At 57.7% G+C, this 24,359-nt stretch carries 20 protein-coding genes and 2 tRNA genes; 17 read left to right on the top strand and 5 right to left on the bottom strand.

Features of this window, described 5'->3' with window-relative positions; genetic code table 11:
- The first annotated feature begins 76 nt into the window (after positions 1-76).
- Positions 77-1,006, top strand: a complete 930-nt coding sequence (locus tag KHU30_RS05815; protein WP_211441634.1) for a patatin-like phospholipase family protein — start codon at positions 77-79, stop codon at positions 1,004-1,006.
- Positions 1,007-1,108: 102 nt separating this feature from the next.
- Here KHU30_RS05815 and KHU30_RS05810 read toward each other — a convergent pair whose 3' ends face one another.
- Positions 1,109-1,675, bottom strand: a complete 567-nt coding sequence (locus KHU30_RS05810) for a C40 family peptidase (RefSeq protein WP_211441633.1) — start codon at positions 1,673-1,675, stop codon at positions 1,109-1,111.
- 273 nt (positions 1,676-1,948) lie between these two features.
- Here KHU30_RS05810 and KHU30_RS05805 point away from each other — a divergent pair, with 273 nt between their 5' ends.
- From KHU30_RS05805 to KHU30_RS05785, 5 genes are all read left to right on the top strand, one after another.
- Complete coding sequence (locus KHU30_RS05805) at positions 1,949-2,356, top strand: GlcG/HbpS family heme-binding protein (RefSeq protein WP_211441632.1); 408 nt, start codon at positions 1,949-1,951, stop codon at positions 2,354-2,356.
- Positions 2,357-2,791: 435 nt separating this feature from the next.
- Entirely contained in the window at positions 2,792-3,970 is a 1,179-nt protein-coding gene (gene carA / locus KHU30_RS05800; RefSeq protein ID WP_211441631.1) for a glutamine-hydrolyzing carbamoyl-phosphate synthase small subunit, read from the top strand.
- Positions 3,963-7,184 (top strand): carbamoyl-phosphate synthase large subunit, encoded by a 3,222-nt coding sequence (carB, locus tag KHU30_RS05795; RefSeq protein WP_211441630.1) that lies wholly within the window; start codon positions 3,963-3,965, stop codon positions 7,182-7,184. Before carA ends, carB begins: the two co-directional genes overlap by 8 nt.
- Before the next feature lie 210 nt (positions 7,185-7,394).
- Positions 7,395-7,871 carry a transcription elongation factor GreA gene (gene greA, locus KHU30_RS05790; protein ID WP_092394134.1) on the top strand — a complete coding sequence of 159 codons (477 nt, stop codon included), beginning with the start codon at positions 7,395-7,397 and terminating at the stop codon, positions 7,869-7,871.
- A gap of 65 nt (positions 7,872-7,936) precedes the next feature.
- A complete protein-coding gene (locus KHU30_RS05785; protein ID WP_211441629.1) occupies positions 7,937-8,398 on the top strand; it encodes a DUF4149 domain-containing protein in 462 nt (153 codons plus the stop codon).
- 123 nt (positions 8,399-8,521) lie between these two features.
- On the opposite strand, the gene KHU30_RS05780 is transcribed toward KHU30_RS05785, so the two are convergent.
- Positions 8,522-8,992, bottom strand: a complete 471-nt coding sequence (locus tag KHU30_RS05780) for a YhbY family RNA-binding protein (RefSeq protein WP_211441628.1) — start codon at positions 8,990-8,992, stop codon at positions 8,522-8,524.
- Positions 8,993-9,023: 31 nt separating this feature from the next.
- On the opposite strand from KHU30_RS05780, the gene KHU30_RS05775 reads away from it, so the two are divergent.
- From KHU30_RS05775 to KHU30_RS05725, 11 genes are all read left to right on the top strand, one after another.
- Positions 9,024-9,668, top strand: coding sequence for an RlmE family RNA methyltransferase (locus KHU30_RS05775; RefSeq protein WP_211441627.1), 645 nt, complete (start codon positions 9,024-9,026; stop codon positions 9,666-9,668).
- Between the two features lie 228 nt (positions 9,669-9,896).
- Positions 9,897-11,783, top strand: a complete 1,887-nt coding sequence (gene ftsH / locus KHU30_RS05770; RefSeq protein WP_329956558.1) for an ATP-dependent zinc metalloprotease FtsH — start codon at positions 9,897-9,899, stop codon at positions 11,781-11,783.
- 196 nt (positions 11,784-11,979) lie between these two features.
- Complete coding sequence (folP, locus tag KHU30_RS05765; RefSeq protein WP_211441626.1) at positions 11,980-12,834, top strand: dihydropteroate synthase; 855 nt, start codon at positions 11,980-11,982, stop codon at positions 12,832-12,834.
- 34 nt (positions 12,835-12,868) lie between these two features.
- A complete protein-coding gene (gene glmM / locus KHU30_RS05760) occupies positions 12,869-14,203 on the top strand; it encodes a phosphoglucosamine mutase (RefSeq protein ID WP_211441625.1) in 1,335 nt (444 codons plus the stop codon).
- A gap of 56 nt (positions 14,204-14,259) precedes the next feature.
- Positions 14,260-14,958, top strand: a complete 699-nt coding sequence (locus KHU30_RS05755; protein WP_211441624.1) for a winged helix-turn-helix domain-containing protein — start codon at positions 14,260-14,262, stop codon at positions 14,956-14,958.
- Between the two features lie 2 nt (positions 14,959-14,960).
- The gene (gene phoR / locus KHU30_RS05750; protein WP_211442230.1) at positions 14,961-16,277 is read left to right on the top strand and encodes a phosphate regulon sensor histidine kinase PhoR; all 1,317 of its coding nucleotides are present in this window, start codon (positions 14,961-14,963) and stop codon (positions 16,275-16,277) included.
- Between the two features lie 299 nt (positions 16,278-16,576).
- Positions 16,577-16,653 (top strand) — tRNA-Pro (locus tag KHU30_RS05745).
- 116 nt (positions 16,654-16,769) lie between these two features.
- A tRNA-Arg gene (locus KHU30_RS05740) sits at positions 16,770-16,846 on the top strand.
- A gap of 1,029 nt (positions 16,847-17,875) precedes the next feature.
- Positions 17,876-19,600, top strand: a complete 1,725-nt coding sequence (locus tag KHU30_RS05735; protein ID WP_211441623.1) for a hypothetical protein — start codon at positions 17,876-17,878, stop codon at positions 19,598-19,600.
- A 161-nt stretch (positions 19,601-19,761) separates the two neighbouring features.
- On the top strand, positions 19,762-20,283 hold the full coding sequence (locus KHU30_RS05730) for a spore coat protein U domain-containing protein (RefSeq protein WP_230411465.1): 522 nt from the start codon (positions 19,762-19,764) through the stop codon (positions 20,281-20,283).
- Positions 20,284-20,327: 44 nt separating this feature from the next.
- Positions 20,328-21,056, top strand: coding sequence for a hypothetical protein (locus KHU30_RS05725; protein ID WP_211441621.1), 729 nt, complete (start codon positions 20,328-20,330; stop codon positions 21,054-21,056).
- Positions 21,057-21,264: 208 nt separating this feature from the next.
- Here KHU30_RS05725 and KHU30_RS05720 read toward each other — a convergent pair whose 3' ends face one another.
- The 3 genes from KHU30_RS05720 to KHU30_RS05710 all read right to left on the bottom strand — a co-directional run bounded on the left by KHU30_RS05720 (position 21,265) and on the right by KHU30_RS05710 (position 24,292).
- Entirely contained in the window at positions 21,265-22,611 is a 1,347-nt protein-coding gene (locus KHU30_RS05720; protein ID WP_211441620.1) for a DEAD/DEAH box helicase, read from the bottom strand.
- Positions 22,612-22,873: 262 nt separating this feature from the next.
- On the bottom strand, positions 22,874-23,332 hold the full coding sequence (locus KHU30_RS05715) for a VOC family protein (protein ID WP_211441619.1): 459 nt from the start codon (positions 23,330-23,332) through the stop codon (positions 22,874-22,876).
- A gap of 156 nt (positions 23,333-23,488) precedes the next feature.
- Positions 23,489-24,292 (bottom strand): inositol monophosphatase family protein, encoded by an 804-nt coding sequence (locus KHU30_RS05710; RefSeq protein ID WP_211441618.1) that lies wholly within the window; start codon positions 24,290-24,292, stop codon positions 23,489-23,491.
- Positions 24,293-24,359: the final 67 nt, after the last annotated feature.

Here is a 24,359-nt window from a genome sequence, read left to right as displayed (position 1 = left end):
GCTGAAATCGTCAACATCGGCTACAATTCTGCGGCGACAGCCTGTCGCCTATTTGCCCGCCAACCTGCAGACCGCCATGCCATCTTTGCACCTATCCCCGCGTTTCGCCATTAGCCTTGCCCTGTGCGCCGTTCTATCCGCGTGCGGCGGCGGCCAGACCACATCGCCGACGCAGCCGGCGCCGGTTGTGCCAACGGTGCAGCCGAAAATCAGCAAGCCGGTCAAGATCGGCCTGGCGCTAGGTGGAGGCGCTGCGCGCGGCTTTGCCCATGTCGGTGTGATCAAGGCGTTGGAGTCGCAAGGCATCGTGCCTGACATTGTTGTGGGCACCAGCGCCGGCAGTGTCGTCGGCGCGCTGTACGCAGCCGGCAACAACGGCTTCGCCCTGCAAAAGATTGCGCTGCAGATGGACGAGGCGGCGATTTCAGACTGGTCGGTGCCATTTTTTGCCAAGGTCAGCGGCGTGCTGAAGGGCGAGGCGATCCAGAACTACGTCAACAAGACTATCCACAATGTACCGATTGAAAAACTGAAGATCCCGTTCGGCGCTGTGGCGACCGACCTGAACAGCGGTGCGCCGATATTGTTCCGACGTGGCAATACAGGGACCGCCGTGCGTGCTTCTTCGGCCGTTCCTGGCGTATTCCAGTCAGTGCTTGTCGGCGGCCGGCAATATGTCGATGGCGGCCTGGTGTCGTCGGTGCCGGTGCGCTTTGCCCATGAAATGGGGGCGGATTTCGTGATCGCCGTGAATATTTCCGCATCGCCGGAAGCGCAGGCCGCTTCCAGCTCGGTCGATGTGCTGCTGCAGACGTTCGCCATCATGGGCCAAAGCATCAATAGCTATGAATTGAAAGATGCGGACATCGTCATCCGTCCTGAGCTGGGGGCGATGAAGGGTAATGATTTTGCCGCGCGCAATACCGCGATCCTGGCGGGCGAGCAGGCGGCCATGGCCCAAATGGCCGTCATCAAGAAGAAGCTGAAGGACAAGCGCGAAGAATGACCGGGGGTATTGCAATCCCGTTGGCGCTGCGGGTAGCTGTATCGCCACCGGCAGGGGATTTTTTGCGCCAATTGCGATTGAGCGCTGCTTACTGCTTATTGTTTATTGCTGATTGTCGCTGCCCGGCTCGGGGTCGTTGATGCGGCGCGCACCATTGAAGCGCGATTTCCAGTAGGCCAGGTCCATGCTCTCGATACGCACCTTGCCGCCGCTGGACGGGGCGTGGATGAATTTGTTGTCGCCGAGGTAGATGCCGACGTGAGAGAAGCTGCGGCGCAAAGTGTTATAAAACACCAGGTCGCCCGGCTTCAAATCCTGCTTGTCGATTTTTTCGCCGCTGCGGCTCAGCTCCGCCGCCGTGCGTGGCACATTCACGCCCCAGGCGTCTTTGAATACATAGCGTACCAAACCGCTGCAATCGAGGCCGTTTTCCGGGTTGTTGCCACCGTATTTGTAATGAATTCCGATCATGCCCATCGCGCTCACTGCCAAGTCCGAGGCGCGGTCCGTGAACTGCTGGAGTTTGCTGCGGGTGGTGAGAGGCTGGGGTTGCGGTTCAAAGACGGTAATGTCGGAAGCCCGCGCGGAGCTGCACAGCCACAAACTGGCGATCAGCGTGCAAGCCAGGACCAAGGTCTGGAAATGAGGGACGGCTTCTTTAATCGTCATCGTGTTAGATGGGCTCTGTGACATTACGACCGCATGAATGTAAGTGAATAAGACCCGCCTGTCAAACCGGAGAGGCGAAAGGCAGCTACTTTACCATGACAATATTGCAATTAATATCGGACTAATCAGAAAGATGGTCGGCATGCTGCGATTTTCATGGTTTCTGCAAAGCAAATATCGCGCCAGAAATTATCTGGGCGAGGAATGTTGCTGGTTGATGTCTATTGCGAGGCACTAAAGTACAATAATCAGTTATTTTCACAAGGAGCAAAAATGAAATCGAAACAAGTGTTGACACTCGATGATGTCAAGAAAATTGCCGCTGCAGCAGAGGCGGAAGCGCTGGCGAATCACTGGGCGGTGACGATTTCCATCGTCGACGACGGTGGTCACCTGCTGTGGCTGCAGCGCATGGACGGTGCAGCGCCGATTTCGGCGCACATTTCGCCGGCCAAGGCCAAGACTTCCGCTTTGGGTCAGCGCGAATCGAAGATTTACGAAGACATGATCAATAACGGGCGTTTTTCGTTCATTACTGCACCAAACCTGGAAGGCCTGCTCGAAGGCGGTGTGCCTATCGTTGTCGGCGGTGAGTATCTGGGTGCGGTTGGTGTATCCGGCGTGAAGTCGACTGAAGACGTGCAAATCGCCAAGGCTGGTATTGCCGCCCTGGGCCTGTAAGCGGAAAGCGCGGCATGCAGTTGCGGAGAGGGGCGCGATTGCCGTCCCGGCAATCTGCAACTGTGTGTGTGTGTGTGTGTCCGTGTTTGAATGCCAAACCGGCAAGCTGACAATTATTGGCAGATGTGACGGTTTGGCAGGTATTGGCAGGCATCGTTGGTCAGGTTTGTTGTCGCTGCATCAACGGCAATCGTCTTGCATAATTATTTATACAAAAATCCTCGGTATGGCATCGGTTCAGATTGCCGGGCAGGTGGTTGTCGGCTATAATTGCAGGGTTTAGCCCAATTTACTCCGCCGTAGCGCATACCACCTTCCATTTCGTCCCAAAAAGACTGATAAACCGTCAAATCAACGCTGTTCGGGCGCTGTTTGGGGATTCATAGCGGTCGTTTGGCGCAGCGCAGCGGCGGTAACAACATCAGGAGTTACCCCTTGCAGCCATTTTTTTCTGGCCTCACCGTACCGGCCATCCTCGCGCTAGCAGATGGGACGATTTTCCAAGGTATTTCCATTGGCGCCGTTGGGCATACGACAGGTGAAGTCGTATTCAACACCGCCATGACCGGCTACCAGGAAATCCTCACCGATCCAAGCTACAGCCGCCAGATCGTCACTCTCACTTATCCGCATATCGGCAATACCGGCGTCAATAAAGAGGATATCGAATCCTCCCAAATCCACGCCGCCGGCCTGATCATCCGTGATCTGCCGCGCCTGGTATCGAATTTCCGCTCCACCCAAAGCCTCGATGCCTACCTGCAGGAGTCGAACATCGTCGCCATCGCCGGCATCGATACCCGCATGCTGACCCGCATCCTGCGCGAAAAAGGTGCGCAGGGCGGCGCCATCGTCGCCGGCGAGCCGGACATTGCCGCCGCAACCGCGAAAGCGCTGGAACTGGCGCGCGGCTTCCCCGGCCTGGCCGGCATGGACCTGGCCAAAGTTGTGTCGACTACCAAGGCTTACAGCTGGAGCGAGACGGAATGGCGTCTCGGCCGTGGCTACGACCAGCAGATCACCCCGAAGTACCACGTGGTGGCGTTCGACTACGGCGTCAAGTTCAACATCCTGCGCATGCTGGCGCAACGCGGCTGCAAGATCACTGTATTGCCGGCGCAAGCTTCGGCTGCCGATGCACTGGCGCTCAATCCGGACGGCATTTTCCTGTCGAATGGCCCTGGCGACCCGGAGCCGTGCGACTACGCGATTGCCGCTACCAAGGAACTGATCGAGCGCGGCGTGCCGACTTTCGGCATCTGCCTCGGCCATCAGATCATGGCGCTGGCTTCCGGCGCCAAGACGCTCAAGATGAAGTTCGGTCACCACGGCGCCAATCACCCGGTGCAGGACCTGGACAGCAAGCAAGTGCTGATCACCTCGCAAAACCACGGTTTCGCAGTGGATGGCGCGACCCTGCCGGCCAATTGCCGCGTCACCCACGTATCGTTGTTCGACGGTTCGCTGCAAGGCTTCGCCCGCACCGACAAGCCGGCGTTCTGCTTCCAGGGCCACCCGGAAGCGTCGCCCGGCCCGCATGACATCGCCCCCTTGTTCGATCGTTTCATTCAATTGATGAATCAAACGATGTTGGAGAAAAATAAAAATGCCTAAGCGTAGTGATTTAAAAAGTATTCTGATCATCGGCGCCGGCCCGATCATCATCGGCCAGGCTTGCGAGTTCGACTATTCCGGCGCCCAGGCTTGCAAGGCGTTGCGCGAAGAGGGTTACAAGGTCATCCTCGTCAACAGCAACCCTGCGACCATCATGACCGACCCGGAAATGGCCGACGTCACCTACATCGAGCCGATCACCTGGCAGGCGGTGGAACGCATCATCGCCAAGGAAAAGCCGGACGCGATCCTGCCGACCATGGGTGGCCAGACTGCGCTGAACTGCGCGCTGGACCTGCATCGCCACGGCATCCTGGAAAAGTATAAGGTTGAACTGATCGGCGCCTCGCCGGAAGCCATCGACAAGGCCGAAGACCGTTCCAAGTTCAAGGAAGCGATGACCAAGATCGGCCTCGGCTCGGCACGTTCCGGCGTCGCCCATACCATGGACGAGTCCTGGGCTGTGCAGAAGGAGCTTGGCTTCCCAGTGATCATCCGTCCTTCGTTCACCATGGGCGGCACCGGCGGCGGCATTGCTTACAACGCCGAAGAATTCGAAACCATCTGCAAGCGCGGCCTGGAAGCATCGCCGACCAAGGAACTGCTGATCGAAGAATCGCTGATCGGCTGGAAAGAGTACGAGATGGAAGTGGTGCGCGACAAGGCGGACAACTGCATCATCGTCTGCTCGATCGAAAACCTGGATCCGATGGGCGTGCATACCGGCGACTCGATCACGGTCGCGCCGGCGCAGACGCTGACCGACAAGGAATACCAGATCATGCGTAACGCCTCGCTGGCGGTATTGCGTGAGATCGGTGTCGATACCGGCGGCTCCAACGTGCAGTTCTCGGTCAATCCGGCCGATGGCCGCATGATCGTCATCGAAATGAATCCGCGCGTATCGCGTTCTTCGGCGCTGGCGTCGAAGGCGACCGGTTTCCCGATCGCCAAGATCGCGGCGAAACTGGCGGTGGGCTTTACGCTGGATGAGTTGCGCAATGAAATCACCGGCGGCGCGACACCGGCGTCGTTCGAGCCTTCGATCGATTACGTGGTCACCAAGATCCCGCGTTTTGCGTTTGAAAAATTCCCGACTGCCGACGATCACCTGACCACTCAGATGAAATCGGTGGGCGAGGTGATGGCGATCGGCCGCACCTTCCAGGAATCGTTCCAGAAAGCGTTGCGCGGCCTCGAAGTCGGCGTCGACGGCATGAACGAAAAGACGCAAGACCGCGAAGTGATCGAAGAAGAACTCGGCGAGCCGGGTCCGGACCGTATCTGGTATGTCGGCGACGCGTTCGCCCAAGGTTTCACGCTGGAAGAGGTGCATCAGCTGACCCATATCGATCCGTGGTTCCTGTCGCAAATCAAGGAAATCGTCGATATCGAACTGTGGCTGGAAAAAAACCAGACGCTGGAAGCGCTGGACCGCGACACGCTGTTCCGCCTGAAGCAAAAGGGCTTTGGCGACCGCCGCCTGGCCAAGCTGCTGAAGACCACGGATACGGCAGTGCGCCTGAAGCGCCTGGCCTTGAATATCCGTCCGGTCTACAAGCGGGTGGATACCTGTGCCGGCGAATTTTCGACCAACACGGCCTACATGTACTCGACCTACGAGGAAGAGTGCGAATCGAATCCGACCGACAAGAAGAAGATCATGGTGCTGGGCGGCGGTCCTAACCGTATCGGCCAGGGTATCGAATTCGATTATTGCTGCGTGCATGCAGCGCTGGCGATGCGTGAAGACGGCTACGAGACCATCATGGTCAACTGCAATCCGGAAACCGTCTCGACCGACTACGACACCTCGGACCGCCTGTATTTCGAACCGGTGACCTTGGAAGACGTACTGGAAATCGTCGACAAGGAAAAACCGTACGGCGTAATCGTGCAGTACGGCGGCCAGACACCGCTGAAGCTGGCGCTGGATCTGGAAGCCAACGGCGTGCCTATCGTCGGTACTTCGCCGGACATGATCGACGCTGCCGAAGACCGCGAGCGTTTCCAGAAGCTGCTGCACGACCTGAACCTGCGCCAGCCGCCAAACCGCACCGCGCGTACTGAAGAAGACGCATTGCGCCTGGCGCAGGAAATCGGCTATCCGCTGGTGGTGCGTCCATCCTACGTATTGGGCGGCCGCGCGATGGAAATCGTCCACGAGCAACGCGATCTCGAACGCTACATGCGCGAAGCGGTCAAAGTCTCGCACGATTCGCCGGTATTGCTGGATCGCTTCCTGAACGATGCTATCGAAGTCGACGTCGACTGCCTGTCCGACGGCGAGCGCACCTTTATCGGCGGCGTCATGGAGCATATCGAACAGGCTGGCGTGCACTCCGGCGATTCGGCTTGTTCGCTGCCGCCTTATTCGCTGTCGCAGGCAACCATCGAAGAGATCAAGCGCCAGACATCGCTGATGGCCAAGGGTTTGAACGTGATTGGTTTGATGAACGTGCAGTTTGCGATTCAGCAGATCGATGGCAAGGACGTCGTGTTTGTGCTGGAGGTCAATCCGCGCGCCTCGCGTACCGTGCCGTTCGTATCCAAGGCGACCGGTTTGCAGCTGGCCAAGATTGCCGCCCGCTGCATGGTCGGCCAGTCGCTCGACAGCCAAGGCATCAAGGAAGAAGTCGTGCCGAAATACTTTAGCGTCAAGGAAGCGGTATTCCCGTTCGTTAAATTCCCCGGCGTCGACACCATTCTCGGACCGGAAATGAAATCGACCGGCGAAGTAATGGGCGTTGGCAAGACTTTCGGTGAGGCGTTCGTCAAGTCGCAGCTCGGCGCCGGCGTCAAGCTGCCGAGTTCCGGCAAGGTGTTCCTCAGTGTCAAGGGCAGCGACAAACCGCGTGCAGTGCAGGTTGCCAAGGATCTGGTGGCGATCGGCTTCACGGTGGTGGCGACCAAGGGTACCGCGGCGGCAATCAGCGCTGCCGGGATCCCGGTGGAAACCGTCAACAAGGTGGTCGAAGGACGTCCGCACGTGGTCGACATGATCAAGAACAATGAGATTTCATTGGTGATCAACACGGTTGAAGAAAAGCGTAGCGCGATTGTCGACTCGCGGGCGATCCGTATCTCGGCCCTGGCGGCACGCGCCACGACCTATACCACGATTGCCGGTGCAGAAGCGGCGGTCGAGGGCATGCGTCATCTGGACGAGTTGCATGTCTATGATTTACAAGGCCTGCATAAAACCTTACACTAAGGTCAGATCAGGATGTGCCTAGGCACATCCTGAATCGCTTTCGAGGCCGCATTGCTGCCTGGAAGCCGCCGAAACGTACAATTCAGCTACAGAAGTTCCTGCGGAGGTCAAAAGCGCACTGGTGCGTTTTTGACCTCCGTGACCTTTTATTGTGTACGTGATAAATCCTGCGTCATAAACCTTATTAAATATTTGTTGAATAGCATCCCTATGAGCTCAGTACCTCTTACCAAGCATGGCGCGCAATTGTTGAAAGATGAGTTGCATCATTTGAAGACCAAGGAGCGTCAAGCTGTCATCAAGGCCATTGCAGAAGCGCGCGCGCATGGCGATCTTTCCGAAAACGCGGATTATGATGCGGCGAAAGAGCGCCAGGGTTTTGTCGAAGGCCGGATTGCCGACCTGGAAGGGAAGCTGGGAGCCGCGCAGGTTATTGATCCGGCAACCCTGGATGCGGACGGGCGCGTAGTGTTTGCCTCTACGGTCGATCTGGAAGACCTGGAATCGGGCGACAAGGTGACTTATCAAATCGTCGGCACCGATGAAGCCGACATCAAGCTGTCCAAGGTTTCCGTGACTTCGCCGATCGCCCGCGCGCTGATCGGCAAGACCGCCGGCGACGTGGTCGGCGTGCAAGCGCCGTCCGGCATTCGCGAGTATGAAATCCTGGAAGTCCGCTACGTCTAAAGCGTGGCCATGATGGCGCCCGGCGGCGTCAACGCAGCATTCGATCGGAAAATCCGGGAGCAGCGATGTTTGTAGTGCGATGCAGATTGTTAGTCGCGACCTTGTGGGTCGGTAGCTTGTGGACGATAGGCGGCCTGGTTGCGCCGGTCTTGTTCGCCACCTTGGCGGACCGTGCGCTGGCCGGCACCATCGCCGGCAACCTGTTCCGCATCGAAGCCTGGCTGACGGTGGCTTGCGGCGTCCTGCTGATCTTGCTGTTCAGCTATCGCACCCATGACGATTCGGCGCCGCTGCGCAAGACCTTGCTGCGTTTCACTTTGCTGATGCTGGCTTGCACCGTGGTCGGTTATTTCTGCCTGCAGCCTTTCATGGCAAGCCTGCGTGAAGCAGCGGCTCAGGCAGGCGGCGTCATGAGTGACAGCGCCAGGACGCAGTTCGGCATCCTGCACGGGGTTTCCAGCGGGATTTACCTGATCCAGGGCTTGCTTGGGGTTGGATTGATCTTGAAATTGCGCAGCCTGCGCTAGAGACAAGGTCTCGCAGGGCATGGGGAGGGCGCTAGCAGTATGCTGGCGCCGCCGTAGCGGAATACGGCCCCCTCGGTATCGGGATGTGATGGCTGCCGAAGCGGCCGGCCCAAATTGTGGAAATTAACGGCCCAATGCTGATTTCTTGCTGCTCTTCTGGCGCGGTTTGGCGCGCTTGATGTTGCCGCCCTGGGTCACGCGCTCATTGCCTTTGACCATGACCTTGGTCACCGACGGCCGCTTGGTGCCGCTCGGGCTAGGCTTGACGATGGTGACTTCGCGCATGCCGCGGCCGCGGGTTTCGCTGCGTTCTTTGGCGGCATCTTTCTGTGGCCGGTACAAGACCAGCAGCTTGCCGATGTGCTGCACCGGCGCTGCGCCAAGTTTTTCACAAATAGTTTCGTAGATGGCAATCCGTGCCTCGCGATCATCACCGAATACACGCACTTTAATCAGACCATGCGCATTCAGGCTTAAATCGATCTCTTTCATCAGGGATGGCTTCAAGCCATCTTCGCTGATCAGGACCACTGGATCCAGACCGTGGGCCTGGGAACGGAGCTCGCTACGCTCGGCAGATGTAAGTTTCAACATAAAAATTCCTTAAAAACGGTATTCTACGCGAATGGCAAAGAAGAAATTAAACAAAAACTGGCTACACGACCACATTAACGACCCTTATGTGAAGCTGGCGCAGAAAGAAGGCTACCGTGCGCGGGCTGCCTACAAGCTGAAAGAAATCGACGAACTTGACAAGCTGATCAAGCCTGGCCAGATCATTGTCGACCTTGGCTCCACCCCCGGCAGCTGGTCGCAGTATGCCCGCAACAAGCTGGCCGGACAGGATGGCGGTGGTATCCACGGCATGATCATCGGCCTTGACATCCTGCCGATGGAACCTATCGCTGACGTTCATTTCATCCAGGGCGACTTCCGCGAAGCCGACAGCGTGCGCCAGCTGGAGCGCTTGCTGGACGGGCGCAAAGTGGACCTGGTGCTGTCCGACATGGCGCCCAACCTGTCCGGCATCGCCATATCCGATGCGGCGCGGGTCGAGGAAATTATCGATTTGGCAATTGAATTCGCGCAGATGCACATGAAACCGACTGGGGCCTTGCTGGCGAAGTGCTTCAACGGCACCGGCTACAACGAAGTATTGATGAAATTCCGCCAGGAGTTCAAAACCGTGGCGTCGAGGAAGCCCAAGGCCAGCCGCGATAAGTCGTCCGAAATCTTCCTCCTCGGAAAAATATTGAAAAATCCACGTTAATCAGCAATTTTTCCTTGAATTCCCATGGATGCGGCCGCATATGCTGCCAAAGGGACTCGTCTGGAATCCGGCAGCGGCGGCTGAAAAATATTTGTTTAGCTATTTTTTCAGCCGTGGTCCGCTAACTCAGGCGAGCCTCCTAGCAAGCTGTACCTATTCCGAGTAAAATCAAAGGAATATCTCGATGCTGTACCTATGTCAGGCGCGCAGCGCGTCCAAGGAGTTCTAGTGAACAACATGTTTTCCAAAGCCGCCATCTGGGTGGTCATCGCCCTGGTGCTTTTCACCGTATTCAAGCAGTTCGACGGGCGTGGACTGGCCAGCGGCGCAGGGCCGATTGCCTATTCCGATCTGATCACTGAAATCAGGGCAGGGCACATCACCGATGCGACGATCGAAGGCAGCAGCATTGTCGCCAGCACGTCGGACGGCAAGAAAGTGAAAACCGCCATCACCATGCTGGACCGCGGCCTGATCGGCGACTTGGTCAACAACAACGTCAAATTCGAAGTCAAGCAGCCGGAAGAGCCTTCGTTCCTGCAGCAGATCTTCATCTCCTGGTTCCCGATGATCCTGTTGCTGGGCGTCTGGATTTTCTTCATGCGCCAGATGCAGGGCGGCGGCAAGGGCGGCGCTTTCTCGTTCGGCAAGTCGAAAGCGCGCATGCTCGATGAGAACAGCAATTCCGTGACCTTTGCCGATGTCGCCGGTTGCGATGAAGCCAAGGAAGAAGTCTCCGAGCTGGTCGATTTCCTGCGCGATCCGACCAAGTTCCAGAAGCTGGGCGGCCGCATTCCCCACGGCGTACTGATGGTTGGTCCTCCAGGTACCGGCAAGACCTTGCTGGCGCGCGCCATCGCAGGCGAGGCGAAAGTGCCGTTCTTCACCATTTCCGGCTCGGATTTCGTTGAAATGTTCGTCGGCGTCGGCGCCTCCCGTGTGCGCGACATGTTTGAAAACGCCAAGAAGCACGCCCCCTGCATTATCTTCATCGATGAAATCGATGCGGTCGGCCGCCATCGCGGCGCCGGCATGGGCGGCGGCAATGACGAGCGCGAACAGACGCTGAACCAGATGCTGGTCGAGATGGACGGCTTTGAAGCCAATTCCGGCGTGATCGTGATCGCTGCTACCAACCGTTCCGATGTGCTGGACAAAGCCTTGCTGCGTCCGGGCCGTTTCGACCGCCAGGTGGTGGTCGGCTTGCCGGACATCCGCGGCCGTGAGCAGATTTTGAATGTGCACATGCGCAAGGTGCCGATTTCGACCGACGTCAAGGCCGATATCCTGGCGCGCGGCACCCCTGGTTTCTCAGGCGCCGACCTGGCCAACCTGGTCAATGAAGCAGCTCTGTTTGCAGCGCGTCGCGCCAAGCGCCTGGTGGAGATGCAGGATTTCGAAGATGCCAAGGACAAGATCGTCATGGGCCCTGAGCGCAAATCGGCGGTCATGCGTGAAGAGGAGCGACGCAACACCGCTTATCACGAATCCGGCCATGCCGTGGTCGCCAAGCTCTTGCCCAAGGCGGATCCTGTACACAAGGTCACCATCATGCCGCGCGGCTTTGCGCTCGGCCTGACCTGGCAGCTGCCTGAGCACGACCGCATCAACATGTACAAGGACAAGATGCTGGAAGAGATCGCCATCCTGTTCGGCGGCCGTATTTCCGAAGAGATTTTCATGCACCAGATGTCCACTGGCGCTTCCAACGACTTTGAGCGCGCTACCAAGCTGGCACGGGCGATGGTGACCCGTTACGGCATGTCGGAAAGCCTGGGCACCATGGTCTACGAAGATACTGAGCAAGACGCGTACTTCGGCCGCATGTCGTCCAAGACCGTGTCGGAAGTCACTCAGCAAAAGGTCGATGCCGAAATCCGCAGCATCCTCGATCAGCAGTATGCATTGTCGCGTCGCCTGCTGGAAGAAAACAAGGAAAAGGTTGAAGCCATGACCAAGGCCCTGCTGGACTGGGAAACCATCGATGCCGACCAGATCAACGACATCATGGAAGGCCTGGAGCCGCGTTTGCCGAAGGCTGGCAGCTCGGTGCGCAAGGCGTCTAGCGACAGTTCATCCGGCGGCGTGTCGCCGAGCGCCACTGCGCCGGCCTGATCCGCTTAACCACGCCTGGCCGGCGTAGCTTGTGAATGCACGATATGCCAGCAAGAATGAGCAGCAAGGGTGAGGAGCGATCCTCACCCTTTTTATTTGAGCGCCGGCTTTATGACGATGGTTGAAACTATATCGCCCACGACAAATCTGTCCGCTTCAAGCCAGCTTTTTCCAGAACCAATATAACTCTCTCACTATGCAACAATTTTTCCAATGCGGCCGCTACCGGCTGCCGGTCAATACGCCCGAGGCGCGGCCGCTGGTGATGGGCATCCTCAATGTCACGCCAGATTCGTTTTCCGATGGCGGCAAATTTCACGCACTTGAATTTGCCTTGTCGCATGCGGAGCAGATGATTGCCGATGGCGTCGATATCATCGACATCGGCGGCGAATCGAGCCGCCCCGGCAGTCCGGCGCTGTCGCTGGAGGAGGAGCTGGATCGCGTCATGCCGGCGATCTACGCCTTGCGCGATTGCGGCAAGCCGCTTTCCATCGATACCTACAAACCGGCAGTCATGCGCGAGGCGATCGCCGCCGGTGCCGACCTGATCAACGATATCAGCGGCTTTCGCGGCGCCGGCGCGCTGGAGGCGGTGAGCGAGAGCGATTGCGGCTTGTGCGTCATGCATATGCAGGCGGATCCGCAAACCATGCAGGCGAGGCCCGAATATCAGGATGTGGTGGCCGAAGTCAGCGCCTTTTTGAGCGAGCGCGTTACTGTCCTGGAGCTGGCCGGTGTTGCAAGAAATCGCATCAGCATCGATCCAGGCTTTGGCTTTGGTAAGACCTTGGCGCATAATGTTGCATTGTTGCAAAGCATAGGCGATATCCAGCACAGGCTGGACCTGCCGCTGCTGGCGGGCATCTCACGCAAGTCGATGCTGGGCGAGCTCACCGGGAAGCCGGTCGAGCGGCGCCTGGCGGGTAGCCTTGCGGCGGCGCTGGCGGCGGTGGCCCAGGGCGCCCGGATCGTGCGGGTGCACGATGTGGCGGAAACGGTCGATGCGCTCAAGGTCTGGCATGCCGCGAATATATCAAAAGCAATGTGATTGCGATTCACACGAAAACTGACAGAAGGTTGAAATGACAAGAAAATATTTTGGCACCGACGGTGTCCGTGGCCGCGTAGGCGTGGCGCCGATTACCCCTGATTTCGTCATGAAACTGGGCTACGCCGCCGGCAAGGTGCTGGCGCAGGCGAAAGCGGGCAGCAGGCCGACCGTCCTGATCGGCAAGGACACCCGGGTTTCCGGCTACATGCTGGAAGCGGCGCTGGAAGCCGGCTTTGCCGCCGCCGGCGTCGACGTCATGCTGGCCGGCCCGATGCCGACGCCGGCGATTGCCTACCTGACGCGGGCCCTGCGCCTGGCGGCCGGGGTGGTGATTTCGGCTTCGCACAATCCGTATGAAGACAACGGCATCAAGTTCTTTTCCGCACAAGGCAACAAGCTGCCGGATGCGGTGGAGACTGCGATCGAGGAGGCGTTGGAGCTGCCCATGGACTGCGTCGCCTCCGACAAGCTGGGCAAGGCCAGGCGATTGGACGACGCTGCCGGACGCTATATCGAATTCTGCAAAAGCACGTTTCCTAACGAGCTCGACTTGCGCGGCCTCACGATCGTGGTCGATAGCGCCCACGGCGCCGCCTATCATATTGCGCCGCACGTTTTCCACGAACTGGGAGCGGAAGTGATTGCCATCGGCAACCAGCCCAACGGCTTCAACATCAATGCCGGTTTTGGCGCCACCGCGCCGGATGCGCTGGCGCTGGCGGTGCGCGCCAATCGCGCCGACATTGGCATCGCGCTGGACGGCGACGCCGACCGCCTGCTGATGGTCGATGCGACGGGCCGTATCTACAACGGCGACGAGCTGCTCTACGTGATGGTCAAGGACCGCATGAAGATCGGGCCGGTGAAAGGCGCGGTCGGCACCCTGATGACGAATATGGCGCTGGAAGTAGCGTTCCGCAACATGGGCGTCGAGTTTGCGCGCGCCAATGTCGGCGACCGCTACGTGCTGGAAGTGATGAAGGAGCGCGGCTGGAATCTTGGCGGCGAGGGCTCCGGCCATCTGCTGTGCCTGGACAAGCATACCACCGGCGACGGCATCGTCTCTGCCCTGCAGGTGTTGTCGGCGCTGAAGCGCACCGGTGAAACCCTGGCGCAGCTGACGGCCGATATTGCACTCTATCCGCAGACGCTGATCAACGTCAAAGTCGCGGCGGGTTTCGACTGGAAGAAGAATCCGGCGATGGTGGCGGAGAAAGAAGCGGTGGAGCGCGAGCTGGGCGACAACGGCCGCGTGCTGATCCGCGCCTCTGGCACCGAGCCGCTGATCCGGGTCATGGTGGAAGCCAAGGGCGCCGACCTGGCGCAATCGATGGCGCGCCGTATTGCGGATAAAGTGAGCGCCTGAACTGTTGCCGAGTTGCTGAATTGCTGAATTGCTGGATTGAATAGAGTTAATGCCTGATGTCGAAATATCAAACCCACATTCTGATTGTCGAAGATGAACCAGGCATTGCCGAGCTGCTGCGCTTTACGCTCGACGACGCAGGCTTTTCCTGCGAGATTGCGTATAGCGCCGCCGAGGCGCGTCAGGCTATCGTCGGTGTCTTGCCCAAGGCGGTGTTGCTGGACTGGATGCTGCCGGATACTTCCGGCCTGGCATTGCTGCAGGAGTGGCGCGGCCAGCCGCGCAGCGCTACGCTGCCGGTCATCATGCTGACCGCCAAGGGCATGGATGAAGACAAGGTCAGGGGGCTCAACGCGGGCGCCGACGACTATGTCACCAAACCGTTTTCACCGAAGGAACTGATCGCGCGCATCCAGGCGCTGCTGCGGCGCAAAGTGCCGGAACTCGGACAAAGCCTGCTGACGCACGGCTTGATCCGCATCGATACCGACCGTTACCAGGTCACTGTCGATAACCGCGAAGTCGAGCTGGATCAGGCAGAATTCAAGCTGTTGCGTTTCCTGGTGGCGCATCCCGACCGGATTTTTTCGCGTGCGCAATTGCTCGATAAAGTCTGGGGCGACCATACTTTTATCGAGGAACGCACGGTCGACGTCCACATCATGCGCCTGCGCAAATCGCTGGGCCTGGCCGCCGATTACGTCAAGACAGTGCGCGGCGTCGGCTACAAGCTCAACGCTGAGCCGGTGGCGTGACGATGCTGGCAGCCGGCACGCGCAGCGCACGTAAATTCTGGGTGCCGGCGCTGCTCTGGTTTGGCCTCTTGTCCTTGATCGCAGTTGCGGTAGGGGCTGCCTTCGGCGCAGTCGTCGGCCTGCTGTTCTACAGCTTGTCGCTGGCGAGCCTGTTGTTCTTGCAGATGCGCTCGCTCTATCAGATCGAACAATGGCTGGACGCTCCGGTCGGCAGGCCGCGGCCGAAGACCTGGGGCTTGTGGGCGCATGCATTCGCGGCGTTGGAAGACATCCGCCATGAAGACGAGCGCTCGCGGGCCGAAATGGCGGAGTGGCTGGCGCGCTTCCGTCAAGCCATGAGCCTGCTGCCGGACGGCGTCGTGATTGTCGATGGCGTCATGCATCTGGAGTGGTGCAATCCGGCGGCGCAGAGCCATCTGGGGCTGGACCTGGAGCGCGATGAAGGACGTTTGCTGACCAATCTGATCCGCTCTCCGGATTTCGTCGACTATATGCTCTCGGGCCGGTTCGAACAGCCTTTGCCCTTCATGCACCACGACCGGAAAATACTGGTGCAACTGATTTCCTTCGAAAGCCGGCGCCAGATCCTGGTGACGCACGACGTCACGCAAAATGAAAAAATGGATACCATGCGGCGCGATTTCATCGCCAATGCATCGCATGAGCTGCGCACCCCGCTGACGGTCATCAACGGTTTTCTGGAGCATGCCCTGAGCAGCGAAATGAGCGAGGAAACCCGCCAGCGCCAGCTGCATCTGATGGCGGAGCAGGGGCAGCGCATGCAGCGGCTGGTGGCCGACATGCTGACGCTGACCAGGCTGGAATCGCTGGTGCAACCGCCCTCCGGCGACACGGTGCGCATCAAGCCTCTGCTCACCCGCATCGTAGAAGAGGCGAGGGCGCTATCGGGCGGCAAGCACAGCATCACATTGCGGCAGGTGCAGGAGGTCGACCTGAAAGGCAATCACGACGAACTGGAAAGCGCATTTGTGAATCTGCTGTCGAATGCAGTGCGCTATACGCCCGACGGTGGCCGCATCGATATCAGCTGGGCGATGGAAGACGATAGTGCGGCTTTGATCGTGGCCGACGATGGCATCGGCATCGCGGCAGAACATTTGAGCCGGCTCACCGAGCGTTTCTATCGCGTCGATAAAACCCGCTCGCGCGCGACGCAGGGAACGGGTCTCGGGCTGGCGATTGTGAAGCATGTTTTATTGCGACACCGCGGCCGCCTGGAAATTTCTTCCGAATATGGGAAAGGCAGTCGTTTCAAAGTCATTTTTCAGCGCGCGCAATTGGCCTTGCGGCAGGATTGAAATCCTGTCGGATAAATCTGTAAATGATTTTGCGCTGTCGATTTGCTTAAAACATCGGCAGCTTTTTTACAAATCTGCTGACGTATTAAGCAGAACTGAAAAAAGTTTGAATATTTGTCGAAAAAGACGTTTTTTTTATCGCATATTTTTCTGAAATCTGGTCTAATCCGTCTCTCAAGTTTTTCAGCAGATAAGTTGTTGGCGGTACCGTTATTGGGTTGGTTTTTGCAGCAAAATTTAAAAATTTTCCTGTATAAAAATTTGACAAAAATCGGAATACTGTTTATTATCTTGCTTCTCGGAGTGTAGCGCAGCCCGGTAGCGCACCTGGTTTGGGACCAGGGGGTCCAAGGTTCGAATCCTTGTACTCCGACCAATAAGTAGAAAAGGGGCTGTCTTCGGACAGCCCCTTTTTTCATTTCCGCTTGATAAAAATCAAGCACTGCAATGAGTCGATCTGACGATCGGAATCAGGCATCAAAGCGTATGAATCCGGCCGTAGCTCAACTGGATAGAGCATTCGGCTTCTACCCGAAATGTTGGGGGTTCGATTCCCTCCGGCCGGACCAGTTTGTTGTTGTAAATCAATAACTTATGCTTGTTTTATGTTTGCTGGGGGATGGTTTAGGGATATTCCCCTGAATTTGAGCCTCGGTCTTGTCCAGTTCTGCAGCGTTTGCTTGTCATTTTCCACGTTGCATAGTTCTTAAAAAAATACCCCCTACGCCATTGCCCGAGCGTCCCCGCGATAGACCGCCGGCTGGCGCTTGGCATCCCGTCATTTGCTGTGTCGGTGCTGCCTATGCAGCATGTCCAAGATGCCCCTTTACTTGCTGAATTGAGCCTCGCCAACTGATCCAGTCGGCATCTGCAGCGAGTAAGAATTTCACTTATCACTATTGCAGAAATCAACGGCTGCCGGCATTGGCCTGGATTGACGCAAGATCCTCCACTGCTGTTTGACAGGTCCGTGTCTTGATAGCGCGGTGCTTGTTGCACGATTGATTTTTCAGATGTCAATATTGACAGGTGTAGAAAAGGGGATTTGAGGATAGCCTCAAGTAATCGAATCGGATAGGACGCATCAACGTCAGTTACCACCCCAAGGAGTTAGTCATTTACGGCGTGTCAGGAATTTCCAACTTTGAATGAAAGCATTTCAAAATGGCTCGCAATAAAACACATTATCTTTGCAGCGACGCTGAGAGAACTCGGGAGTGGACCGTCGACTCGGATGGATTTGTCAGAGAAACCTATAAGGTGGAACAAACTCGCACGAGTTTTACTATTAGCCCCGACAGCAACGCAACCATCAAATTCGGAGCAAACGACGCGGCTTATCTGGCGGCGACGCATGCGTACAACACCGACAGCCGGACCTCCCATACAGATACTACTAACGAAATGAGCTGCGCTACCTCACAAAGCGCAGTGAATGCGATTGCAAGTTGTACGCCAGAATAATTTTGGCAGTGGCTTCCCTTGTGTCTGGCAAATCATTGGGAGGTGACGCTTTTCGTGCCGGGGGCGAAGGCCGCTTTAATTGATATGCATTGTTCTTCACCGGGATCGGCAATCAACTCAAGGGGAGCTCTCAAATGCTTGAAAAGAAAATGACGTCACTGTTGGTTGTCGTTACTTTGATTCTTGCAGCTTGCGGAGGCGGCGGCGACGGATCGGCTCCAGTAACGCCCATAACAACCACGACTGCTGCAGGGAAGGCGGTAGACGGTTATTTGACCGGAGCTTCGGTTCTCTGCGATACCAATAACAATGGTGCAGCCGATGTGGGTGAAGCAGTTGTCGCGACTGATGGCCAAGGCAATTTTGCATTTGCGCCCGCATGCTCGAGCACGATAGTGGTGAGCGGCGGAACCAGCATCGATACCGGCTTGCCATTCGCGGGGACCCTGAAGGCGCCGGCCGGCAGCGTAGTAGCTACGCCGCTGACTACCCTGATGGCGAATTCCGGCATGACCGCTTCCCAGATTGCCATTGCCATGAATCTGCCGGCTGGTACTGACGTCAGTAAGACTGATCCGATGACCAATGCTGATCTCCATAAAAAGACTTTGGCAATGCAGCAAATTGTCCAGCAAATCACTAATACGCTTGGAGCTCTGGCGCAAGACTCCAGTCCGGCGACTATCCAGGCAATTTATTCGCAAGTGGCAAAGGCGGTCGTGACAACGCTGACGGCAAATCCTGCCGCCGCTCTGGTTGGCGCCGACAACAGCGTCGATGCTTCGCTAGTGTCCGGCGTGGTGCAGCAGTCGGTAAAAAATATTGCTGCCGCCAATGACGCGCCGCTGGCGGCAGCCAAGACTGGTCTGGGCGGCTTTAGTGCGAACAGCGTGGCTGTACTTATCTCGAGCGCTGTCGCCGGCCAAGCAGCGGCATTGACTACAGCCAGCGACGCCAACCTGCTCAGCCAAACGCAGTCGCTTCAATCCAATCCTACGATCGCAAACGCTGCCTATGGGGTCGCAAGCTTGCTGAGTAGCGCTGTCGCCAGCAGAGTGGATTTAACGACGTTGGGGCGCGCGCTCTCGCAATTGAATGACAACAATGCAGCGGCAGGCGCCGCGGTGTTGTCGGCTATTGCGACGCAGGCCCAGCTTGCCGGGATTCCAGTCCCGGTAGTCGGCATCAGCGACTGGTCGCAGCCTTCCAACTACCTTGCGATTCAAAAAGACAGTATCGCCATCAACGGCAATCCCTATACCTTGGATCAGTTCTTGAGCGGTGTGACGCTGCCCGGCAAGCCGACGTCTGCCGACACGCTCAGCCTGGCCTACGCAGTGGTGGGTAATCCGATCCCCAAGAATGCCAGCGGCGTCATGACGACGCGAGTGAGCCTGGGTGCGGAGATGACCGACACCGGCAGCAGCGGGCTGGTATTGCAATTAATTGTGGATCAAGCTGATCTGTCGCTGGACGGCAATCGTCAATTGTCTATTTCGGTGCCGGCAGGCGCCAGCATGTATGTGTTTGTCAAGGCGGGCAGCAGTGCCGGCGCCAATTTTACACTTGCCAAGATTTCAGAAAACCAGTTCATTGAGATCACCAACAATAATTTGACAGTCAACACGGGTACGGTGCTGAAGCACATACTCAGCCAACTCGGCGGACAGTCTGTGGCCTTGCTTGCCGGCCTGAAAAATCTCAGCGGGACATTTAACATGAAATTTGTTGTATCCAACTTGAACGTCAGGAGCGAGACGAACAAATCTGCCGTGAAAGGCTTATCTGTTCTGGTCACAGGATCCGGCCAGCCCGCGGTGAGTGGCCTTGGCATCCAAGGGATTTTCACCATCCCATAGGCACAGGATTTAATGGCCAGCCGTATTGAATAGCTGTGTATCTTCAATAAGCCATCAAGCGGTACTAGCAAGAGAGTGTCGCCGGGAAAAGCGACATGCGTATTTGCAAGGTATGGAGCGAACGGGTATGACGCACCAAAATGTCAATCGGGAGATCTTCTATGAAAAAATGTGTGCGGAACGGTATTTTCATCATCGCATCGGCAATTGTTTATAGTAGTGCGTCAGCGGGTACTGGCACCGCCACCATGACCAATACGGTCACCATTGCTAATAACTGCAGCATTTCCACGCTCGGCTTCACAACGAGCTATGACCCGATCGTCACCAATGCCACGGCCAACCAGACCGCGACCGCCAGCGTTACCACCACCTGCACCACAGGCGACAATCCTGTCATTACGCTTGGGCAGGGCGCTAACGCCAATACCGGATCCACTAACGCAGTACCGTTGAGGCGACTCTCCAGCGGCGGAGGTACGCCGACATATCTCAATTACGGCTTATTTTCAGACAGTGGTTATACCGTGACATGGGGGAATACAGCGGCAACCTCGCCGTCCGCCGTCACTGCAAACGGCACCCCTACGGCAATCACCATTTACGCCAGCGTTCCGGCAGGCCAGATTTCGGCAATTGCCGCCACCTACACTGATACTGTCGTCGCCACCGTCACTTTTTAAGGCGAATGAATGCGGCGCCTTAATGCGATGCGCCGAGCGTCAAGGTGGGCGCCGGTAAATCTTCAAGCAAGTTAGGTGCACACTTAGAGCGGCTCTCTTCTGACCGACATTATGATTGTGTTATTGACATCTCTTTGATGTCAAATATCTGGCGCCGCATATCTGCCGCGGCGCCTTCATGGTCATCTGTCATCGAGGAGAATTGCATGCACGCTTTAGCCAATCTGTTCGCAACCAAAAAATTGGGTGCTTCGCATCGCGTCGGGAATGATTGTAAGAACGCCCTGCGCGGCAGTTTTTTTCCTATAGCATTGGCGCCGATCGTTTTTGCGCTGGGTCTCGGCGCTGCGCCTGCCATGGCAACACCGGAATATGTCGATGCGGTCAACTATCCCGACCAGGAGCAGGGCTGGGACGCATTTCATGGCCTTGAGCGGCGCCTGGTGAAGGATTTCGACGACATCTGCGGCGACACCTTCTGCGAAGGCGAATTCAGCAACTTGCAGGCTTTGCGCTACCGCTGTTCGGTGCGGCAGGCCGACAGCATCATCGGTGAATGCATCTGGACTTTTGCGGGCAGCAATGCAGCGATCGATAGCGCTACCGGCAAGGTGATGGTCGATGCGCGGACCTGGGCATGCCGTACGCCACTGGCGCCGCAAACTCCGATAGCGACGTTCTACAGTGCGTTGTCGGTTGCAAATCCGATGCGGGCGACGCTGCCGGCCACGACAACGACCATCCATGAGGGCTTGTCGAATTGTTTGAATTGATTGAAACAAAATATCCGGGCGCTGTATTCGCGGCGGACGGCGTTCAGGATGGGAGGGGAGGAACTGCATGGCCGGCTTCGCCGGAGGTAGGGGTTGATCAGGTCTGGACTGCTGGTCCGGCCCGATCGTCATGCACTATCTTTTATGCGGGATCCTGCCGGTGGCGCCGCTAACAGCGGCACCACCGGTTTACCTGGATTCAGCTGGTTTAACGGCCGCGTCCGCCGGAGCGGCGTGGCGCCGCCGGGCGTGCCTGTGAACCGTTGCCGCCGCCATGACCGCGCGATGGCCCCTGGGCCGGCTTGGCGCCGCCTGGCGCGCCGCCGGGCGAACGGCCGCGGCCACCGCCGCCACCGGCACGTTGGCCGCCACCGCCGCCGCTACGCAGTTGGATAGGCTGGGCGCGGGCGTTGGGATCCGGCTCAAAGCCGGCAATCACTTCTTTCGGCAGTTCGCGCTTGATCAGCTTCTCGATGTCTTTCAACATCTGGTGTTCGTCCACGCATACCAGCGATACGGCTTCGCCGGTGGCGCCGGCACGGCCGGTACGGCCGATCCGGTGCACATAGTCTTCCGGCACGTTAGGCAGGTCGTAATTGACCACGTGCGGCAACTGGTCGATATCGATGCCGCGGGCGGCGATGTCGGTCGCTACCAACACTTGCAGGCTGCCGTCCTTGAACTCGGCCAGCGCGCGGGTGCGGGCAGACTGGCTTTTGTTGCCGTGGATCGCCATGCCGCTGATGCCGTCTTTTTCCAGCTGCTCGACCAGTTTGTTGGCGCCGTGCTTGGTGCGGGTGAACACCAGCACCTGCGACCATTGATGGGCCTTGATCAGATGCGCCAGCAACGGGTGCTTGCGGTCGCGGTCCACCGGATGGATCTTTTGCTGGATCACTTCCACGGTCGAATTGCGGCGCGCCACTTCGATCATGGCCGGCGAGTTCAGAAGATTGTCGGCGAGGATCTTGATTTCGTCGGAGAAGGTGGCGGAGAACAGCAAGTTCTGGCGCTTCTTCGGCAGCACCGCGAGAATCTTCTTGATGTCGCGGATGAAGCCCATGTCCAGCATGCGGTCGGCTTCGTCGAGAATCAGGATTTCTACATGGTTCAGATTGACGGTGCCTTGCTGCATGTGGTCCAGCAGACGGCCCGGGGTACACACCAGGATATCGACGCCATGCTTGAGCAGTTTGATTTGCGGATTGATGCCGACGCCGCCGAAAATCACGGCCGAGGTCAGCTTCAGGTATTTGCCATACAGGCGCACGCTTTCCTCGACCTGGGCTGCCAGCTCGCGGGTCGGGGTCAGCACCAGCGCGCGGATCGGGCGCTGGCTGCCGGTCGGATTGGTGGCCGAGGTCGACAGGCGGTGCAGCACAGGCAAGGTGAAGCCGGCGGTCTTGCCGGTGCCGGTCTGGGCGCCGGCCAGCAAATCGCCGCCGGCCAGAACTGCAGGAATCGCCTGCGTCTGGATCGGGGTAGGGGTAGTGTATCCGTGTTCGGTTACGGCACGAACGATGGCTTCGGACAAGCCGAGTTCAGAAAAAGACATGACAACTCAATAGAATAATATCGGCCTGTCGCCTTTTGTGAGGCGCCAGTCGCAGGCAAACGGGATTAGAGGAGATTGGAGCCACCCTGACCGAGGGATACGCTCCCGGGTCCGATAACATCCTTGACAGCAGTATTTGACTGGAGAATTTGCTGTGTCGCCGCAGAGTATAACAACGGCGCGCTACAGGCAAGCGTTTCCGCTGCATTCAGCGAGGTGCGACGCAAAATGACCGCCGGCGCGCCTGGCGGTCGGTAGAAACTTATTTCATTGCAGCCGCGGAACGTTCACGCAACTCTTCTTCCGAGTAATCGGCGATATGGGTGCTGACGGTCCAGACGTGGCCGAACGGATCCCTGAGGGTAGCGGAGCGGTCGCCATAGAACTGATCTTGCAGCGCCCTGATTTCTATCCCGCCGGCAGCAATTGCCTGGGCGTAGGTGACATCGACATTGTCGACGTAAAGCACGATGCTCATGCCAGCAGCGCCAAGCGACTTGGGGCTGCGGATCAGCATTTCCGGAGATTCATCCGCCAGCATGATGCGCGCGTTGCCGATCTGTATTTCCGCGTGGCCGATTTTTTTGTCGGGGCCTTCCATGCGCAGTATTTCTACAGCATTGAATGCTTTTTTATAGTATTCGAGTGCTGCGGCTGCGCCGTCGATGGCGAGATAGGGAGTGACGCTGGTGTAGCCTTCGGGGATAGCTTTGACTGCCATGTTGCTCTCCTGCGCGTTGAGAGATGGTCGTTAAAAGTGTCCAATGATGTCGTTGCGCATGCATTGTAATCCCTCAGCCGCGCAGTTGAACTGACAAAAGTGCCAGTTTCCAGAATGACAGCAAGGTCTGGCATTTCTTGCTGTCATTGCAAGCTCTTATTTTGTTGCGTATGGCGACAGCAGGCTGACCATTTGTGCGAACACCTTAGGGCTGCCGGCCAGCACGTCGCCCTTGTACAGGTAATCGGACTCGCCGGTGAAGTCGCCGATGATGCCGCCAGATTCGCTGATCAACAGGGAGCCCGCAGCGATGTCCCAAGGTTTCAGTCCTTTTTCAAAGAAGCCATCCAGGCGGCCCGCCGCCAAGTAGGCCAGGTCGAGTGCAGCGGAGCCGGGACGGCGCAGGCCGGCGCAGTTCTGGGTCATGACGCGGAACATCTTGATGTACTCGTCCATGACCGGGCCTTCGGTTTCGCGGAACGGGAAGCCGGTGCCGATGAGAGCATCAGCGATCTTGTCGCGCTTGCCGACACGGATCCGCTTGTCGTTCAGGTAGGCGCCGGAGCCCTTGGTGGCGGTGAACAGGTCGTTGCGGGTTGGATCGTAGACCACGGCCTGGGTGATCTGGCCGCGATGTTGCAAGGCGATAGAGACGCAATACTGCGGGAAGCCGTGGATGAAGTTGGTGGTGCCGTCGAGCGGATCGATGATCCAGACGTTTTCGTTGTCGTCGTGCAAGTTGGCGGAAGCACCCGATTCTTCCGCCAGGATGGCGTGGTCGGGATAGGCATTTTTCAATACGTCAATAATCGCGGCTTCGGCAGCCTGGTCGACTTCGGTGACGAAATCGTTGTGCTGCTTTTTGGTGACTTTCAGCAAGTCGAGGTCGAAAGAGGCGCGCGAGATAACCGCGGCGCCGCGACGTGCGGCCTTGATGGCCGTATTGAGCATTGGATGCATGATCGGGTTCCGTTAAAATGGCGGCACTGTGCCAACCGGGAACAGAACCGCCTATTGATTGATAATA

It is taken from the genome of Collimonas humicola (assembly GCF_018304945.1).
In the GTDB taxonomy this organism is placed as follows: domain Bacteria; phylum Pseudomonadota; class Gammaproteobacteria; order Burkholderiales; family Burkholderiaceae_D; genus Collimonas; species Collimonas humicola.
This window is presented reverse-complemented; position numbering and strand designations above follow the sequence as displayed.

Bases quoted from the DNA above. Each gene is read 5' to 3' on its own strand.
- KHU30_RS05815 (WP_211441634.1), top strand. From the start codon at position 77: ATGCCATCTTTGCACCTATCCCCGCGTTTCGCCATTAGCCTTGCCCTG.
- KHU30_RS05810 (WP_211441633.1), bottom strand. From the start codon at position 1,675: ATGACGATTAAAGAAGCCGTCCCTCATTTCCAGACCTTGGTCCTGGCT.
- KHU30_RS05805 (WP_211441632.1), top strand. From the start codon at position 1,949: ATGAAATCGAAACAAGTGTTGACACTCGATGATGTCAAGAAAATTGCC.
- carB (WP_211441630.1), top strand. From the start codon at position 3,963: ATGCCTAAGCGTAGTGATTTAAAAAGTATTCTGATCATCGGCGCCGGC.
- greA (WP_092394134.1), top strand. From the start codon at position 7,395: ATGAGCTCAGTACCTCTTACCAAGCATGGCGCGCAATTGTTGAAAGAT.
- KHU30_RS05785 (WP_211441629.1), top strand. From the start codon at position 7,937: ATGTTTGTAGTGCGATGCAGATTGTTAGTCGCGACCTTGTGGGTCGGT.
- KHU30_RS05780 (WP_211441628.1), bottom strand. From the start codon at position 8,992: ATGTTGAAACTTACATCTGCCGAGCGTAGCGAGCTCCGTTCCCAGGCC.
- KHU30_RS05775 (WP_211441627.1), top strand. From the start codon at position 9,024: ATGGCAAAGAAGAAATTAAACAAAAACTGGCTACACGACCACATTAAC.
- folP (WP_211441626.1), top strand. From the start codon at position 11,980: ATGCAACAATTTTTCCAATGCGGCCGCTACCGGCTGCCGGTCAATACG.
- glmM (WP_211441625.1), top strand. From the start codon at position 12,869: ATGACAAGAAAATATTTTGGCACCGACGGTGTCCGTGGCCGCGTAGGC.
- KHU30_RS05755 (WP_211441624.1), top strand. From the start codon at position 14,260: ATGTCGAAATATCAAACCCACATTCTGATTGTCGAAGATGAACCAGGC.
- phoR (WP_211442230.1), top strand. From the start codon at position 14,961: ATGCTGGCAGCCGGCACGCGCAGCGCACGTAAATTCTGGGTGCCGGCG.
- KHU30_RS05735 (WP_211441623.1), top strand. From the start codon at position 17,876: ATGCTTGAAAAGAAAATGACGTCACTGTTGGTTGTCGTTACTTTGATT.
- KHU30_RS05730 (WP_230411465.1), top strand. From the start codon at position 19,762: ATGAAAAAATGTGTGCGGAACGGTATTTTCATCATCGCATCGGCAATT.
- KHU30_RS05720 (WP_211441620.1), bottom strand. From the start codon at position 22,611: ATGTCTTTTTCTGAACTCGGCTTGTCCGAAGCCATCGTTCGTGCCGTA.
- KHU30_RS05715 (WP_211441619.1), bottom strand. From the start codon at position 23,332: ATGGCAGTCAAAGCTATCCCCGAAGGCTACACCAGCGTCACTCCCTAT.
- KHU30_RS05710 (WP_211441618.1), bottom strand. From the start codon at position 24,292: ATGCATCCAATGCTCAATACGGCCATCAAGGCCGCACGTCGCGGCGCC.